The organism is Paracoccus sp. N5 (genome assembly GCF_000371965.1).
Lineage (GTDB): Bacteria > Pseudomonadota > Alphaproteobacteria > Rhodobacterales > Rhodobacteraceae > Paracoccus.
Window position 1 is genome coordinate 592,825 of sequence record NZ_AQUO01000001.1, and the last position, 15,046, is coordinate 607,870.

The window sequence follows — 15,046 nt, forward strand, 5'->3', positions numbered from 1 at the left end:
CCTGTGGCGAGCAAGGCAGAAGAAAGGCCACCGATGTCCATTCCCCAACAGGGCGGCGGCCCGATCGAGCGTCCCGAACAGCTGGCCGAATATCTCGCCTCCGGCGAGAAGCCGCGCGACGCCTGGCGCATCGGCACCGAGCACGAGAAATTCGGCTATCGCCATGCCGACCTGATGCCCCTGCCCTATGACGCGCCCGCGGGCCAGCCCTCGGTCAAGGCCATGCTGGAGGGGTTGCGCGACCGCTTCGGCTGGACCCCGGTGCTGGAGGCCGGCCATATCATCGGGCTGGAGCGCGACGGCGCCAATGTCAGCCTGGAGCCGGGCGGGCAGCTGGAGCTTTCCGGCGCGCCGCTGGAGACCATCCACCAGACCTGCGACGAGGTGAACAGCCATCTGGCCGAGGTGCGCGAGATCGCCGACAGGCTGGGCGCGGGCTTCATCGGCCTGGGCGCGGCGCCGATCTGGACCCAGGACCAGATGCCGATGATGCCGAAAGGTCGCTATCGGCTGATGACCGATTACATGGGCCGGGTCGGCACGCTGGGCACGCAGATGATGTATCGCACCTGCACGGTGCAGGTGAATCTCGACTTCGCCAGCGAAGCCGACATGGTGAAGAAGCTGCGCGTGGCGCTGGCCCTGCAGCCGGTGGCGAATGCGCTGTTCGCGAACTCGCCCTTCCTCGACGGCAAGCCGAACGGCTGGAAAAGCTGGCGCGCGCATATCTGGCAGAACCTCGACGCGGCGCGCACCGGCATGCTGCCCTTCGCCTTCGAGGACGGCATGGGCTATGAGCGGTGGGTCGACTACGTGCTCGATGTGCCGATGTATTTCGTCTATCGCGACGGCAAATACATCGACGCGCTGGGGCAGAGCTTCCGCGATTTCCTGAAGGGCAAGCTGCCGGCGCTGCCGGGCGAGGTGCCGACGCTGTCCGACTGGGCCGACCACCTGACCACGGTCTTCCCCGAGGCGCGGGTCAAGAAATTCATCGAGATGCGCGGCGCCGACGGCGGGCCCTGGCGGCGGCTCTGCGCCCTGCCGGCCTTCTGGGTCGGGCTGGTTTATGACGACGCGGCGCTGGACGCGGCCTGGGATCTGGTCAAGGGCTGGGACGCCGAGACGCGCGAAAGCTGGCGGCGCGAGGCCGGGCTGAAGGCGCTGGACGGCGCGGTCGGCGGCACCCGGATGCGCGACCTGGCGCGCGAGGTGCTGGCGATTTCCGAAGCCGGGCTCAAGGCCCGCGCGCGACCCGGCAATGGCGGGCTGGTCCCGGACGAGACGCATTTCCTGAACGCGCTCAAGGAAAGCGTCGAGACCGGCAAGGTGCCGGCCGACGAGATGCTGGAGAAATACCACGGCGAATGGCAGGGCGACCTGTCGCGGATCTACGCCGAATATTCCTATTGAAAAGCAAAGGGCCGGGGCGATCCCCGGCCCTTTTTCCGATGTCAGTTCTGGGTGGCGGGCGGCTGGTTGCGGCCGGCCATGAACTGGTCGAACTCGGCCTTGTCCTTGGCCTCGCGCAGCTTCTGCAGGAAGTCCAGGAACTCCCGGTGCTCGTCCTCGAGCCGCTTCAGCGTTTCCTCGCGATAGGCGTCGAAGGCATAGTTGCCGGTCGGCTGCGCGAAATCGCGCCCGAAGCCGCGGCGGTGCTGATGATGATGGCGGTGGCGGCAGGAAAACATGCGTTTGCTCCAGATCATGTAGCCGAGGATGGCGAGGCCCACGGGCCAGCAGGCGATGAAGCCCAGGATCATGGCGGCGATCCAGGCCCCCTTTCCGCGTTCGTCCAGCCAGTCCCGGATGCCTGCCAGCGCAGCGCCGACCCGGTCCACGACGGAGGGGCGCGGGGCGATTTCAGTGTTCATTGCGGTCCCTTTCCGATGTGAATGTTAATCACATTTACATAAATGGAGCGCCGCAAGCCGGGTTCAAGGCCGCGTCGGGAAAAAAATCAGTCGGGGATGACGCCCAGCCCGCGCAGATAGATCAGCGCGCCGCTTTCCAGCATGTCGGCGGGGGCGATGGGCGAGCGCGCGCCGGGCTTGCCGCGGCCGAAGAGTTCCACCACGCCATGGCTCAGCGCCCAGATGTGGTCGGCGATCATGCCGGCGGGCGGGCGCGGGCCGGAGCGGGCGACGAAAAGCGACTCGGCGCCGCGCACGAGAACGCCGCGCGCCCGCTCGGAGGCCTGCTGCAAGGCGGAATTGCCGGTGATCGAGATGCCGGATTCGAACATGGCGATGTAGAAGCCGCGCCGCTCGGCCGCGAAACCCAGATAGGCCTGGCCCATGCGCAGGAAGGCAGTCAGCGGCCGCGGCCGGCCGTCGTCGAAGGCGGCCTCGAGCCGGTCGGCGAATTCGTCGAAACCCTGGCGGGCGACCTCCTCCAGCAATTCCTCGCGCCCGGCGAAATGGCGATAGGGCGCGGCGGCGCTGACGCCGGCCAGGCGGGCGGCCTCGGCCAGGGTAAAGGCCTGCGGGCCGCTGTCCTCGATCAGCTTGACCGTGGCCTCGACCAGCGCCTGCCGCAGATTGCCGTGGTGATAGGAGGATCGGGCCATGACCGGCCCTTACATGCCTTCGCCGAAATAGTCTCCGACCAGCGCAGTCAGCGCATCGGCCAGTTCGGCCGCCTCCGCCCCCTTGGTGGTGACGCGGATGGTGCTGCCGCGCGGCGCAGTCAGCATCAGCAGGCCCATGATCGAATCGCCCGAAACGCTCAGCCCGTCCTTTTCGACGGTGGCCTGGGCATCGAAACGCTCGACCGTCTCGACGAACTTGGCGCTGGCCCGCGCGTGCAGGCCCTTTTCGTTGATGATCGCCAGGTCTCGGGTGACGGCCCCGTTGGTCAGGTCATTCATGAGGCGGCGCGGCTCGGCACAGGGATCACATCGGCAGGCAGGACATCATAGCTGTTGATGTACTTGCGCCCGGCGTCCTTGGCCAGCGTTACCGCATCCGCCACCGGCAATTTGCGCGACTTGGCCAGCTTGACCAGCATCGGCAGGTTCGCGCCGTAAAGGATCGAGCGGTTGCGCGCCGCACAGGCCATCAGCGACAGGTTCGAGGGCGAGCCGCCGAACAGGTCCGTCACTACCACCACGCCGTCGCCCGCATCCACCGAATCGGCGGCCGCGCAGATTTCAGCCTGCTTCTGGCCGCGATCGTGGTTTTCCTCGATCGTCACGGCCCGGATGCCGGTCTGCGGTCCCACCACATGCTCGACCGCCGAGAGATATTCCCGCGCAAGGCCGCCATGCGCCACGATGACAATCCCGATCAATTCGCTCCACCACGCATCAGCCGCCAAAACCCGCGCCCGTGCTGTGCGAGAGGCCAATGAGGCCATCATCACCAGGTGCCGGCGCCTTCTCGCGGCGTTCAAGTTCCCGATGTCTAATTGACACTTGCCAACCTGCTTTCGCAAGCGCATCAGCCATTTTTTCCGCCATTGTGACGGAACGGTGTTGCCCTCCGGTACAACCGAAGCCGATGGCCAGATGGGCCTTACCCTCTTCTAGATGGGCCGGAAGGGTGAAAAGCACAAGATCCAGCACCCGCTCGAAGAAGGGCGCGAATCGCGGATCCGACGCAACGTAGTCCTGAACGGCGCTGTCGCGGCCATCCAATGGGCGCAGCGCCGGCTCCCAATGCGGGTTGGCGAGGAAGCGGCAGTCGAACATCACGTCAACCCCGCGCGGGACCCCGCGCTTATAGGAAAAGGACTGCACCGAGACCGCCAGCCGCCGCCCCTGCTCGGCATCGAACCAACGCGACAGTTCCGCCTTCAGATCATGCGGCGAGAGTTCCGAGGTATCGACCAGCACGTCGGCCCGGGCACGGATCGGCGCCAGCATGTCGCGCTCGGCCCGGATGGCGTCCAGGGGCGAGGCCTCGCCCCGCAAGGGATGCCGCCTGCGGGTTTCATTGAAACGTCGCAAAAGCTGCTCGGTGGTGCAGTCCAGGAACAGCACCTCGGGCGCGTATGCCGGCAGCCGGGTCAGCTTGTCGATCAGCTCGATCAGGTTCGCGACGGAAAAGTCGCGGTTGCGCACGTCCAGCCCCAGCGCCAGCGGCACCGGGCGCGGCGGCCCGTCCAGGAGCCGCGGGATCAGCGACAGCGGCAGGTTGTCGATGGCCTCATACCCCAGGTCCTCGAGCACGTTGATCGCGGTCGAGCGCCCTGCCCCGGACGGCCCGGTGATCAGGACCAGCCGCTGCGCGCCTTCGTCGCGGCCATCCTTTTCTTGGCTGTCGAGATCGTCCATCGCCTCCGGCCCTTGATTCAGCTGTCGCGCAACTCCGTGTCCGCCCTACCGGAATCAAGATATTGCAAGAGCATTGACGCAAGATGAACGCGCCCGGCGCCAAGGACAAGGGGCAGGTCGCCGTCGAAAAGGCCAAAGCGGCGGTCGGGCGGCAGCCGCTCGGGCTCGGCCCGGTCCAGATCGACGGCCAGCGCCAGTTCGACCGGCCCATGCGCGCGGGCGCGCAGGATGCCGACGCCGCGCGCCTCGATCAGCCCGCGCAGCGAATCGGGTGCATCGGCGATGATCGCCCCCGCCTCGCACCGCAGCGCCGTGCGGTCATCCGCGACCAATGCCGCGCCCAGCGCCATCATTTCAAGCGCCAAGCCGGATTTGCCTGCACCGGAGGCACCGAGGATCAGCAGTCCCCGGCCCCGATGCGCGACGCAGGATGCGTGCAGGATCATGGTCACTTCCTCCTGATACGGCCTCGAATCATTCCGCCAAAAGGTTGAGGCCGCCGCTCTTTGTGACGAAATCCCGACGGCAAAGCCATGTCCGGGCGACTGATAGCGATAAACCATCCTGGTAGCGCTAAACCTGACGATATGTGCGCTTTCCCCGGGAAAAGGGCGTGTTATAGGACGCGCAACGGCCGGTTGTCGGCCCGGAATCTTGCAGGAGCCAAGCTGTCATGAGCGAACCGCGCGTCAATCCGAACTGCCGTCTGGAAGACCAGGGAATCACCGGGCTCGGCCAAGTTTACTACAACCTGCTCGAACCGGCGCTGATCGAGGCCGCCATCCAGCGCGGCGAAGGCAAGCTGGGCCTGGGCGGCACCTTCCTGACCACCACCGGCGCCCATACCGGCCGCTCGCCCAAGGACAAGCATGTCGTGCGCACGCCCGGCGTGGAAAACACCATCTGGTGGGAAAACAACCGGCCGATGGACCCCGAGGCCTTCGACCGCCTGCATGCCGACATGCTGGCCCATATGAAGGGCCGCGACTATTTCGTGCAGGACCTCTACGGCGGCGCGGACCCGGCGCTGCGGCTGGACGTGCGCGTGGTGACGGAACTGGCCTGGCACGGGCTTTTCATCCGCAACCTGCTGCGCCGTCCCGAGGCGGCCGAACTGGCCAGCTTCGCGCCCGAGTTCACCATCATCAACTGCCCGAGCTTCAAGGCCGACCCGGAACGCCACGGCTGCCGTTCGGAAACCGTGATCGCGCTGAACTTCGAGAAGAAGCTGATCCTGATCGGCAACACCGCCTATGCCGGCGAGAACAAGAAGTCGGTCTTCACGCTGCTGAACTACATCCTGCCGGAAAAGGGCGTGATGCCGATGCACTGCTCGGCCAACCACGCCATCGGCAACCCGGACGACGCCGCGATCTTCTTCGGCCTGTCGGGCACCGGCAAGACCACGCTGTCGGCCGATCCCTCGCGCATGCTGATCGGCGATGACGAGCATGGCTGGTCGAACCAGGGCATCTTCAACTTCGAGGGCGGCTGCTACGCCAAGACCATCAACCTGTCGGCCGAGGCCGAACCGGAAATCCACGCCACCTGCTACAAGTTCGGCACCGTGATCGAGAACATGGTCTTCGATCCCGACACGCTGGAGCTGGATTTCGAGGACAACTCGATCACCGACAACATGCGCTGCGCCTATCCGCTGGAGCAGATCTCGAACGCCTCGCCGACCTCGCTGGGCGGGATGCCGAAGAACGTCATCATGCTGACCTGCGACGCCTATGGCGTGCTGCCGCCGATCGCGCGGCTGACCCCGGCGCAGGCGATGTATCACTTCCTGTCGGGCTTTACCTCGAAGACGCCGGGCACGGAGGTCGGCGTGACCGAGCCGACCCCGACCTTCTCGACCTGCTTCGGCGCGCCCTTCATGCCGCGCCGGCCGGAAGTCTATGGCAAGCTCTTGCAGGAAAAGATCGCCGCCACCGGCGCGCATTGCTGGCTGGTCAATACCGGCTGGACCGGCGGCGCCTTCGGCACCGGCAAGCGCATGCCGATCAAGGCGACCCGTGCCCTGCTGACCGCGGCGCTGGACGGTTCGCTGAACGGCGTGCAGTTCCGCAAGGACCCGAACTTCGGCTTCGAGGTCCCGGTCTCGGTCCCCGGCGTCGAGGACAAGCTGCTGGATCCGCGCCAGACCTGGTCCGATCCGGCCGCCTATGACGCCCAGGCCCAGAAGCTGGTCGGCATGTTCAGCGACAATTTCGCGCAATATGCCGACAAGATCGACGAGGACGTCCGGGCTGCGGCCATCGGCTGAATGGGGGCGCTGCCCCCGCCCCTGCGGGGCTCCCCCGGGGTATTTCTGAAACAAAGAAGCACGGGCGGTCGCTAGGCCGCCCGTCTTTCATAGCGCGGCTTGCCAGTCGCGGACGGCTTGCAGCGGCCAGATCAGCATCAGCACGTTCAGCGCAAGCCCGTCGCGGATCAGCCAGGTGGTCAGGATCTCGAATCCCAGGGCGAGGGCGATCGAGGCCCAGACCGGCAGGCGGCTGGCCAGGAGAAAGCCCAGGATCATCACCAGGATGTCGCTGACCGAGTTCAGCACGCTGTCGCCGTAATAGTCGAGCGAGATGGTCACGGCGCGGTAGCGCTCGATGATTGCATCGGAGTTTTCGACGATTTCCCACAGCGACTCGACCAGCGTGGCGATGGTCAGGCGCCAGCCGAAGGACAGGCGCCGGGCGAAGAGCCACAGCGCGGCATAGAACAGGAAGCCGTGGATCAGGTGCGAGGGCGTATACCAGTCCGAAATATGCTGCGAGTTTTCCGAGCTGACGGTCTGGCCGTGCCAGAGCTTGACATGGCCGCAGGTGCAGATCGGCTCGCGCCCGATCCACAGGAGCCAGGCCGCAGCGGCAAGCACGATCAGCGCCGTCAGCGCATGGGGCAGCGCGCGCGAGTTTCGCATGTCGGGATCCTATTTCCGGCGGATGCGGCGGCGCTTCTGGGCGCGCTTGACCTCGGCCAGCCGGGCCTGGGTGGCGCGCTTGCGCATCGGGCCCTTGCCCTTGCCGCGCTGGCCCAAGCCCTGCGGCAGCGGCCGGCCCTCGACCTCGAGCAGCTCCAGCAGCAGCCCGCCGGTCAGCGGCACCGCCTCGGACAGGCGCACGGTGACGCGCCGGCCGATGCCGATTTCCAGCCCGGTTTCCGCGCCCATCAGGATCTGCGCATCCGGATCGTAGTGGAAATATTCGCGGCCGATCTCGCGGATCGGGATCAGCCCGTCGGCGCCGGTCTCGTCCAGCCGCACGAAGGCGCCGAATTTCTGCACGCCCGAGATGCGGCCCGAGAACTCGGCCCCGACCCGGTCGGCGAGATAGGCGGCAAGATAGCGGTCGGTGGTGTCGCGCTCGGCCGCCATCGAGCGGCGCTCGGTTTCCGAGATCTGCTGCGCGGTCTCGGACAGGTTTTCGATGTCCCATCCCGACAGCCCGTCCTTGCCCCATTTGTGGCCGAGGATCAGCGCGCGATGCACGATCAGATCGGAATAGCGCCGGATCGGCGAGGTGAAATGCGCATAGCTGCGCAGCGCCAGCCCGAAATGGCCCAGGTTTTCCGGGTGGTAATAGGCCTGCTGCATCGAGCGCAGCGCAGTCATGTTGATCAGCTCGTCGAAATCCGAGCCCTGGGCCTGTTCCAGCAGCCGGTTCAGGTGGCGGGTCTGCAGCACCTGGCCCTTGGCCAGGGTGAAGCCCGAGGCCGCCGCCACCTCGCGCAGCGCATCGAGCTTTTCCACCGTCGGCTCCTCGTGCACGCGATAGAGCAGCGGCCGGCGCAGGCGTTCCAGTTCCTCGGCGGCGGCGACATTGGCCAGGACCATGAATTCCTCGATCAGCCGGTGCGCGTCGAAGCGGTCGCGGAAATTGACCGACTTCACCCTGCCGTCCGGGGTCAGCACGATCTTGCGCTCGGGCAGGTCCAGTTCCAGCGGCTGGCGCCGCGCGCGGGCGGTTTTCAGCAGGCCATAGGCGTGCCACAGGGGCCGGATCGCCGCATCCAGAAGCGGCGCCGTGACTTCGTCCGGGTTGCCGTCGGCGGCCGCCTGGGCCTGTTCATAGCTGAGGCTCGCCGCGGAATGAATCATCGCGCGGCGGAAACTGTGCGAGACCTTGTTGCCCTGCGCGTCCAGCCGCATCCGGACGGCAAGCACCGGCCGGTCGACGCCCTCGTGCAGCGAACACAGGTCGCCCGACAGGATGTCGGGCAGCATCGGCACCACCCGGTCGGGGAAATAGGTCGAGTTGCCGCGCTTCCGCGCCTCGCGGTCCAGCGCCGAGCCGGGGGTGACGTAATGCGCCACGTCGGCGATGGCGACCCAGATGTCGGCGCCGCCGTCCTCGCGGATCTCGGCCGCCACGGCATCGTCGCGGTCGCGGGCGTCCGAGGGGTCGATGGTGATGAGCGGCAGCCGGCGCAGATCCTCGCGGCCCTTCATGGTCGCGGGTTTCGCGGCATCGGCCTCGGCCATGACCTCGTCGGGGAAATCGTCGGGGATGCCGTGCTGGTGGATGGCGATCAGGCTGACGGCGCGCGGCGCCGAAGGGTCGCCCAGCCGCTCGGTGATCCGCGCCATCGGCAGGCCCAGGCGGCCGCGCGGGCCGGTCTGCTCGGCCTCGACCAACTCGCCGCTTTGCGCGCCATGCACTTCGCGCGCGGGGACGACCCATTCCTTGTCATTGCCCTTGTCGATCGGCAGGATGCGGCCGCCGGCCTCGGGACCGCCGGAGCTGGCGCGGTAGATGCCGACGATCTTGTGGCTGACCGTGCCGATGCGGCGGATCAGCCGGGCCTGGTAGTCGTGATCCTCGCCCCTGGTCTCGATCAGCCGGGCCAGGATGCGGTCGCCGGGCGCCAGCGCCGGGTCGGATTTCAGCGCGGCATAAAGGATGCGCGGCACCGGACCGTCGCCCTGCCATTCCATCGGCTTGGCGAAGATGTCGCCGTCGCGGTCGGGCGGCAGCAGTTGCAGCACCGTGACCGGCGGCAGCCGTTCCGCATCGTGGTAATGCCGGCGGCGGCGCTCCAGCAGCCCTTCGGTCTCGAGCTCTTTCAGGATGCGCTTCAGTTCGATGCGGGCCGCGCCCTTGATGCCGAAGGCCTTGGCGATGTCGCGCTTGGCGGTGGCGTCGGGATGGGCGTTCACCCAGTCGAGAATTTCGGTTCGGGAAGGTAGCTGTGCCATGACACCACGCTAGCACGGCCTCTCGCCCTGCGGCAGGGGCAAAAGCTGTTGGAGCGGCGCGGCCGCTGGGCTAGGAATCGGGGCATGGACACGATGCCCGCCTGGACCGACACCACCCTTTGCCTTCAGGCCGCTACGGCCGAGGGCACCATTCCCGTGCTGATCGCCGGCCCCGAGGATGCGCGGGGCACGGTCCTGCTGGCGCATGGCCGCAATGGCGCGCCGGCCCAGCCGCAGATCGCCGAGATCGCGCTGGCCTATCTGGCGCGCGGCTGGCGGGTGGCGGCGCCGGCGCTGCCGAATTCCTCGGCCTCGCCCGGATCGGGCCCGGCCTCCGAGGTCAGCTTTGCCCGCCATGTCCGGGCGGCGGCGGGGGTGCGCGACTGGCTGGCCGGGGCATGGCCCGGGGGCACGCTGGCGCTGGCCGGGCACAGCATCGGCGGCTATGCCGTGGCGCATCTGGCGGCCGACAGGGCCGAGATCCACCACGTCCTCGCCGTTTCGCCGCCGATGTCCGGGATGGTGCTGATGCGCGCGCGCGAGGCGATGGGCGCCGCCGCCATCGAGGAGGTGCGGCGCGAGGCGCCCGCCTATTTCACCGAGATGCAGACCGCCGATGCCGAGCCGGCGCTGCGCCGGGTCACGGCGCCGCTGGCGGTGGTGACGGGCGCCTGCGACGGGCTGGTGCCGCTGGCCGATGCGCGGGCCTATTTCGCCGCCGCGCCGAACGGGCGCTTCTTCGCCGCGCTGCCGGATCAGCATCATTGCCCGGCCGGACCGGCCTGCGCAGCGATGCTGGCGGTGGCGCTGGCCGCGCTTGGCGCCTGACATGCAGGCCCCCGACGCGGGCTGGATCGCGGCGCAGCGGCTCGCCTCGGCCCAGGCGATGCGCGGCGCTTGCTCGGCCACGCATCTCATCCGGCGGCGCGAGGGCTTCGGCGGCGAGATGCGGCCGGCGCCCGGCTCGGTGCTGGCCTCGCCCCGCATGGCCAGCTGGGATCCCGAGCCGGATTACTTCCACCACTGGATCCGCGATTCCGCCATCGTCTTGCGCGCCGTGCCGCTGGCCATGGCGGCCGATCCGCAGGCGCGCGGTTTCTGGCTGCGCTTCGTCGCGGATTTCGTCGGCTTCTCGCTGGCGCTGTCGGACCCGGGCCGCCGGGGACCGCCGATGAACCCCTTGCGCGCCACCACCCGGCCGGGGCTGAAGAAATTCCTGCGCCCCGATGCGGAACTGGCGGCGCTGTCGGGCACGGCCTGGCTCGAGGAGCCCCGCTTCGGCCCCGACGGCAGCCCGGACCTTGAGCAATGGAGCCGGCCGCAGGACGACGGCCCCGCCCTGCGCGCATCCAGCCTGATGGCGGTGCTCGAGGCCCTGCCGCAGGCCGACAGCGCCCAGGCCCGCGCCCTGATCGCCCGCGACCTCGCGCATCTGCTGCGCGTCGCCGGCCGCCCCTGCATCGGCCCTTGGGAAGAAGCGCCGCCCCGCCGCAGCAGTTTCACCCTGATCGTGCAGTGGGACGCCTTGGACCGGGCCGGCCACCGTGCCGAGGCCGACCGGCTGGCCGCGCTGATCGAACAGGCGGAGGATCCGGTCTCGGGCGGCTGGCGCGACAGCATCGAGGCGGCGCCGGGCGCGCTCGATGCCGCGACCTGCCTTGCCATCCTGCATGCCCGGCGCAGCGCCGGCCCCTTTGCCCTGACCGCGCCGCGCAGCCGTGCCACCGTGGCGGGGCTGGAGGCGCTATTCGCCGCGCTCTACCCGATCAACCGGGGCCGCAACCCGCCGGCCATCGGCCGCAATGCCCGCGATGTCTATTTCGGCGGCAACCCCTGGTATCCGACCACGCTGGGCCTTGCCGAGCTGCATTACCGCATCGCCGCGCTGACCGGCGACACCGAGGCCTTTGTCAAGGCCGAGGGCTGGCTTGCCTTGATCCAGCAGGTCGCGCCCACCCCCGGCCCGCTGCCCGAGCAATTCGACCGCCGGACCGGCGCCCCGACCGGCTGCCTGGACCTGACCTGGTCGGCGGCGGCCTTCCTGGAAGCCGCCGCCGCGCGTGACAGCACGCTTCAGGCCATGCCGAGATAGGGCGCCGAAAAGCCCAGGGCGCGCAGGCCGCGCCGCACCTCGGCCCGGCCCGAGACCAGCCGCCAGATCAGCCCCGAGCGGTGGTTTTCAAGGCCGATCACGATCGGCGCCTGGTCGATCGCCAGCCGGCTCTCGGCCACCCAGTCCCGGGCCGGGCAGAAGGCGTCGACAAAGCCTGCCTCGCCCCAGATCCGGTCGCCCCAATCGTCGTGCATGTGGCGCAGCACCGGCATCGCCTCATCCGGCGCAAAGGGGAGCGACGCCAGCGCGGCGGTGGGGGTGATCGTCCCGGTATCCTCGACCGGCGAATGCGCAACATAGCCCGAGGGGTCGTCGCTGGCGGTCAGGCCCCACAGGCTCTCGCCATAGCCCGCCCAGCCCTGCGGGTTCGCCAGGCAGTGCGCGCGGTTGACCAGCGCATGCGCCCGGGCCTGCACGCCGTAATCGGCATAGGCGTCGCGCAAGCCGCGCGGGTCGATGCCCAGGAAGGGATATTGCGACAGGAACAGCGGCCCGCCCCAATCCGGCCCCAGGGGCAGCGTCACGCCGCCGTAATCGCGGCCGTTCAGGAAGGTCGGCGTCTGCGCCCAACTGTCATGATAGGACCGCGCCGGAATCGGATGCGTGGCCGAGCCGGCACCGAGGACGAAGACCGGCATCGCCTCGTTCCAGCCGCGGATCGGCAGGGCATTGGCGGGCCAGGGCCGGTCGGGGTGGCGGTGCCACATGACCGCGCCATCCTCGCGCAGATGCGCGGCCCAGTTCACCGCGTCATAGAGCGCCTGGATGCGGGCGGCCAGCTCCGGCGCCTCGTGGAAATAGGCCCCGGCGCCCAAGAGGCCCAGCATCAGGAAGGCGGTTTCGACCAGGTCGCCGCCGTCGTCGCCGGCCATGAAGGGCAGCACGCGGCCGGTCGTGCCATGCAGGAAATGCGGGAAGACGCCGTCGAAGCGGTCGGCATCTTCCAGGAAACCGACCAGCCGCTCGACACGGTCGAGGATCTGCCGCCGCGGACGCCAGCCGCGCTCGGCCGCGACGATCTGCGCAAGCAGGCCGAAGCCGGTGCCGCCGGTGCAGCAGGTTTCCTCCATGTCATAGCCGAAGGCGCCGGCGCTGCGCTCGCGCGCCATGCCGCTGACCGGATGGCTCCAGTCGAGGAAATACAGCGCCGTCGCCTGCGCCACGCGGTCGCGCAGGGCGGCATCGTCGAGGCCGGTCCGTCGAGCCCCCGTCAGTCGAGCCATGCCAGTTCCACCTCCTGCGTGTCGCGGCTGTTCGGGCCGACATGCAGCCGGATCAGCCCGGGGTCGCGCACCCATTCCACCGTTTGCAGCGTCGGGGCCAGCGGATAGCGGAACTGGTCGGCGGTGATGGTGAACCTGACCTCGCGGGTCTCGCCCGGGGCCAGCGCGACCTGCTGGAAGTCGATCAGCTTGCGACCGGGGCGCGTGGTGCGGGCAACCGGGTCGCTGGCGTAAAGCTGCACGGTCTCGAAAGCGGGGCGGTTGCCGGTGTTCTCGATCCCCAGAAGCAGGGTGACGGTCTCGCCGGCACGGGCCGTATCCCGCGACAGGATTGGCGCGCCATAGCGCACCGCGCCATAGCCCAAGCCGAAGCCGAAGGGAAAGCGCGGCGCGTCGTCGGGCAGGTCGAGCCAGCCGGTCAGGAACTTGCCGAAGCGGCCCGGCCAGGGCCGGCCGGTGGTGTCGCAGGCATAGGTCAGCGGCACCTCGCCCGGATGCGCGGGCAGCGTGACCGCCAGCCGGCCCGAGGGCTCGGCCGCGCCGAAGATCAGGTCGGCCACGCCCTCGGGGCCCGCAATGCCGCCGTGCCAGGCATAGAGCAGCGCGTCGGCTTGGGTCGCGACCTCGCCCAGGGCCAGCGGCCGGCCGGCAAAGACCACGACCAGCAGCGGCTTGCCGGTCCCGGCCAAGGCCGCGATCAGCCGGCGCTGCGGTGCGGGCAGGTCCACCGACAGGCGCGAGGAGGACTCGCCCGCGTGTTCCTTGGCCTCGCCCACCGCCGCCACGACCACGTCGGCCGCCAGCGCCGCCGCGACCGCCTCGGCCAGCAGTTCGGTTTCGTCGCGCGGGTCGCGGGTCACGGTGACGCCGTGGCAGTTCAGCCGCGCCTCGAGCCAGGGCTCGTCGACGATATTCGCGCCCCAGCAGACGGTCGGCGCCCGTCCGGTCAACGCGGCGATGGCCCGGTCCAGCGGCTCCACGTCCTCGGCCCGGCCCGAGACCGCCCAGGTGCCCAGCATGTTCGCCCGATCCGCCGCGAAGGGTCCGATCAGCGCCACCCGGCTGCCCGGCGCCAGCGGCAGCAGCCCGTCGTTCTTGAGCAGCACCGCCGATTGCGCCGCCGCCTTGCGCGCCAGGGCCCGGCCCTCGGCGCGCGGCGGCGCGCTGTCCGCCATGCCCCGGAACGGGTCATCGAGCAGTCCCAGCCGGGCCTTGAACAACAGCACCCGGCGGCAGGCGCGGTCGATCAGGCGCACCACATCCGCAGCCGAGAGCGCCAGCCCGGCCTCGGGCGCATCGAGCCCCGCGTGGGCCAGCGCCGGCAATTCGTGCAGGTAGTCCTCGCCTACCATGTCCATGTCGATGCCGGCGTGCAGCGCGCGCGCCACCGCGACCGGCGCCGGCCCCAGCCCATGCGCGACCAGCTCCTTGACGCCGGTATAGTCCGAGACGACCAGCCCGTCGAAGCCGCATGTCCCGCGCAACCAGCCCTCGACCAGCGGCGCGTTGGCGTGCATCGGCAGCCGGTTCACCGCGTTGAAGGCGACCATGATGCTGGCCGCGCCCGCCTCGATCCCGGCGGCAAAGGGCGGCAGATAGGTCTCGACCAGATCTTCCCAGGCCATCGAGACATTGTCATAGTCGCGCCCGCTTTGCGGCGCGCCGTAAGCCACGAAATGCTTCAGGCAGGCCGCGACCCGTCCCGGCGTGCCAAGCCCCGCGCCCTGGAAACCCCGCGTCGCGGCGGCGGCGATGCGCGAGGCCAGCAGCGGATCCTCGCCCGGCCCCTCGGCCACCCGGCCCCAGCGCGGATCGCGGCTGATGTCCAGCATCGGCGCATAGACCTGGTGCAGCCCCTCGGCAGAGGCCTCGGCCGCGGCATGGGCCGAGGTTGCCTCGATCAGCGCCATGTCCCAGCTGCAGGCCAGCGCGATGTTCAGTGGAAAGACCGTGCGATGGCCGTGGATCACGTCCTCGGCAAAGAACAGCGGGATGCCCAGGCGCGAGCCCGCCAGCGCGCGCTTCTGCATCGCCCGGGCCGATTCCAGCGACTTGGTGCCGAAGATCGCGCCGACCTGCCCCGCGTCCAGCCGCTGCGACAGCGTGGTCGGGGCCTGCGCCCCGGTGACCAGCCCCTGCCCGGCCGGCAAGAGGTTCAGCTGGCCGATCTTTTCCTGAAGCGTCATCCCGGCCATCAGCCGGTCGACGGCAGCCCCCTGTCCCATGCGTCCCCCGTT

General features: G+C 69.2%; 14 protein-coding genes. 4 read left to right on the forward strand and 10 right to left on the reverse strand.

Annotation, left to right across the window (positions count from 1 at the left end):
- The first annotated feature begins 33 nt into the window (after window positions 1-33).
- Entirely contained in the window at window positions 34-1,413 is a 1,380-nt protein-coding gene (locus PARN5_RS0103005) for a glutamate--cysteine ligase (protein WP_017998317.1), read from the forward strand.
- Between the two features lie 41 nt (window positions 1,414-1,454).
- On the opposite strand, the gene PARN5_RS0103010 is transcribed toward PARN5_RS0103005, so the two are convergent.
- The 6 genes from PARN5_RS0103010 to PARN5_RS0103035 form a co-directional block, all read right to left on the reverse strand.
- Entirely contained in the window at window positions 1,455-1,874 is a 420-nt protein-coding gene (locus PARN5_RS0103010) for a DUF2852 domain-containing protein (RefSeq protein WP_017998318.1), read from the reverse strand.
- Window positions 1,875-1,960: 86 nt separating this feature from the next.
- A complete protein-coding gene (locus PARN5_RS0103015) occupies window positions 1,961-2,569 on the reverse strand; it encodes a TetR/AcrR family transcriptional regulator (protein WP_017998319.1) in 609 nt (202 codons plus the stop codon).
- A gap of 9 nt (window positions 2,570-2,578) precedes the next feature.
- Window positions 2,579-2,869: an HPr family phosphocarrier protein gene (locus PARN5_RS0103020; protein ID WP_017998320.1), complete on the reverse strand. Its 291-nt coding sequence runs from the start codon at window positions 2,867-2,869 to the stop codon at window positions 2,579-2,581.
- Entirely contained in the window at window positions 2,866-3,291 is a 426-nt protein-coding gene (locus PARN5_RS0103025; protein ID WP_017998321.1) for a PTS fructose transporter subunit IIA, read from the reverse strand. Before PARN5_RS0103025 ends, PARN5_RS0103020 begins: the two co-directional genes overlap by 4 nt.
- Before the next feature lie 16 nt (window positions 3,292-3,307).
- Window positions 3,308-4,276, reverse strand: a complete 969-nt coding sequence (gene rapZ, locus PARN5_RS0103030; RefSeq protein ID WP_017998322.1) for an RNase adapter RapZ — start codon at window positions 4,274-4,276, stop codon at window positions 3,308-3,310.
- Between the two features lie 17 nt (window positions 4,277-4,293).
- A complete protein-coding gene (locus tag PARN5_RS0103035; protein WP_017998323.1) occupies window positions 4,294-4,722 on the reverse strand; it encodes an HPr kinase/phosphatase C-terminal domain-containing protein in 429 nt (142 codons plus the stop codon).
- A gap of 227 nt (window positions 4,723-4,949) precedes the next feature.
- Here PARN5_RS0103035 and PARN5_RS0103040 point away from each other — a divergent pair, with 227 nt between their 5' ends.
- Window positions 4,950-6,548, forward strand: a complete 1,599-nt coding sequence (locus PARN5_RS0103040; protein WP_017998324.1) for a phosphoenolpyruvate carboxykinase — start codon at window positions 4,950-4,952, stop codon at window positions 6,546-6,548.
- Between the two features lie 87 nt (window positions 6,549-6,635).
- Here PARN5_RS0103040 and PARN5_RS0103045 read toward each other — a convergent pair whose 3' ends face one another.
- Both PARN5_RS0103045 and rnr read right to left on the reverse strand, forming a co-directional pair.
- Window positions 6,636-7,199 (reverse strand): DUF2585 domain-containing protein, encoded by a 564-nt coding sequence (locus tag PARN5_RS0103045; protein ID WP_017998325.1) that lies wholly within the window; start codon window positions 7,197-7,199, stop codon window positions 6,636-6,638.
- 9 nt (window positions 7,200-7,208) lie between these two features.
- Entirely contained in the window at window positions 7,209-9,473 is a 2,265-nt protein-coding gene (gene rnr, locus PARN5_RS0103050; protein ID WP_026155135.1) for a ribonuclease R, read from the reverse strand.
- A gap of 84 nt (window positions 9,474-9,557) precedes the next feature.
- Between rnr and PARN5_RS0103055 the strand changes: the two genes are divergently transcribed.
- Both PARN5_RS0103055 and PARN5_RS0103060 read left to right on the forward strand, forming a co-directional pair.
- Window positions 9,558-10,301 (forward strand): alpha/beta fold hydrolase, encoded by a 744-nt coding sequence (locus PARN5_RS0103055; RefSeq protein WP_017998327.1) that lies wholly within the window; start codon window positions 9,558-9,560, stop codon window positions 10,299-10,301.
- A 1-nt stretch (window position 10,302) separates the two neighbouring features.
- On the forward strand, window positions 10,303-11,565 hold the full coding sequence (locus PARN5_RS0103060) for a glycoside hydrolase family 15 protein (RefSeq protein ID WP_017998328.1): 1,263 nt from the start codon (window positions 10,303-10,305) through the stop codon (window positions 11,563-11,565).
- Here the strand turns inward: PARN5_RS0103060 and PARN5_RS0103065 are convergent.
- Entirely contained in the window at window positions 11,547-12,809 is a 1,263-nt protein-coding gene (locus tag PARN5_RS0103065; RefSeq protein WP_017998329.1) for a glucoamylase family protein, read from the reverse strand. The genes PARN5_RS0103060 and PARN5_RS0103065 overlap by 19 nt on opposite strands.
- Window positions 12,797-15,034 carry a glycoside hydrolase family 3 N-terminal domain-containing protein gene (locus PARN5_RS21505; protein ID WP_017998330.1) on the reverse strand — a complete coding sequence of 746 codons (2,238 nt, stop codon included), beginning with the start codon at window positions 15,032-15,034 and terminating at the stop codon, window positions 12,797-12,799. The genes PARN5_RS0103065 and PARN5_RS21505 overlap by 13 nt, the downstream gene beginning before the upstream one ends.
- Between the last annotated feature and the right edge of the window lie 12 nt (window positions 15,035-15,046).

Bases quoted from the DNA above. Each gene is read 5' to 3' on its own strand.
- PARN5_RS0103060 (WP_017998328.1), top strand. From the start codon at position 10,303: ATGCAGGCCCCCGACGCGGGCTGGATCGCGGCGCAGCGGCTCGCCTCG.
- PARN5_RS0103020 (WP_017998320.1), bottom strand. From the start codon at position 2,869: ATGAATGACCTGACCAACGGGGCCGTCACCCGAGACCTGGCGATCATC.
- PARN5_RS0103040 (WP_017998324.1), top strand. From the start codon at position 4,950: ATGAGCGAACCGCGCGTCAATCCGAACTGCCGTCTGGAAGACCAGGGA.
- PARN5_RS0103035 (WP_017998323.1), bottom strand. From the start codon at position 4,722: ATGATCCTGCACGCATCCTGCGTCGCGCATCGGGGCCGGGGACTGCTG.
- PARN5_RS21505 (WP_017998330.1), bottom strand. From the start codon at position 15,034: ATGGGACAGGGGGCTGCCGTCGACCGGCTGATGGCCGGGATGACGCTT.
- PARN5_RS0103045 (WP_017998325.1), bottom strand. From the start codon at position 7,199: ATGCGAAACTCGCGCGCGCTGCCCCATGCGCTGACGGCGCTGATCGTG.
- PARN5_RS0103015 (WP_017998319.1), bottom strand. From the start codon at position 2,569: ATGGCCCGATCCTCCTATCACCACGGCAATCTGCGGCAGGCGCTGGTC.
- PARN5_RS0103065 (WP_017998329.1), bottom strand. From the start codon at position 12,809: ATGGCTCGACTGACGGGGGCTCGACGGACCGGCCTCGACGATGCCGCC.
- rapZ (WP_017998322.1), bottom strand. From the start codon at position 4,276: ATGGACGATCTCGACAGCCAAGAAAAGGATGGCCGCGACGAAGGCGCG.
- PARN5_RS0103005 (WP_017998317.1), top strand. From the start codon at position 34: ATGTCCATTCCCCAACAGGGCGGCGGCCCGATCGAGCGTCCCGAACAG.
- PARN5_RS0103010 (WP_017998318.1), bottom strand. From the start codon at position 1,874: ATGAACACTGAAATCGCCCCGCGCCCCTCCGTCGTGGACCGGGTCGGC.
- PARN5_RS0103055 (WP_017998327.1), top strand. From the start codon at position 9,558: ATGGACACGATGCCCGCCTGGACCGACACCACCCTTTGCCTTCAGGCC.
- rnr (WP_026155135.1), bottom strand. From the start codon at position 9,473: ATGGCACAGCTACCTTCCCGAACCGAAATTCTCGACTGGGTGAACGCC.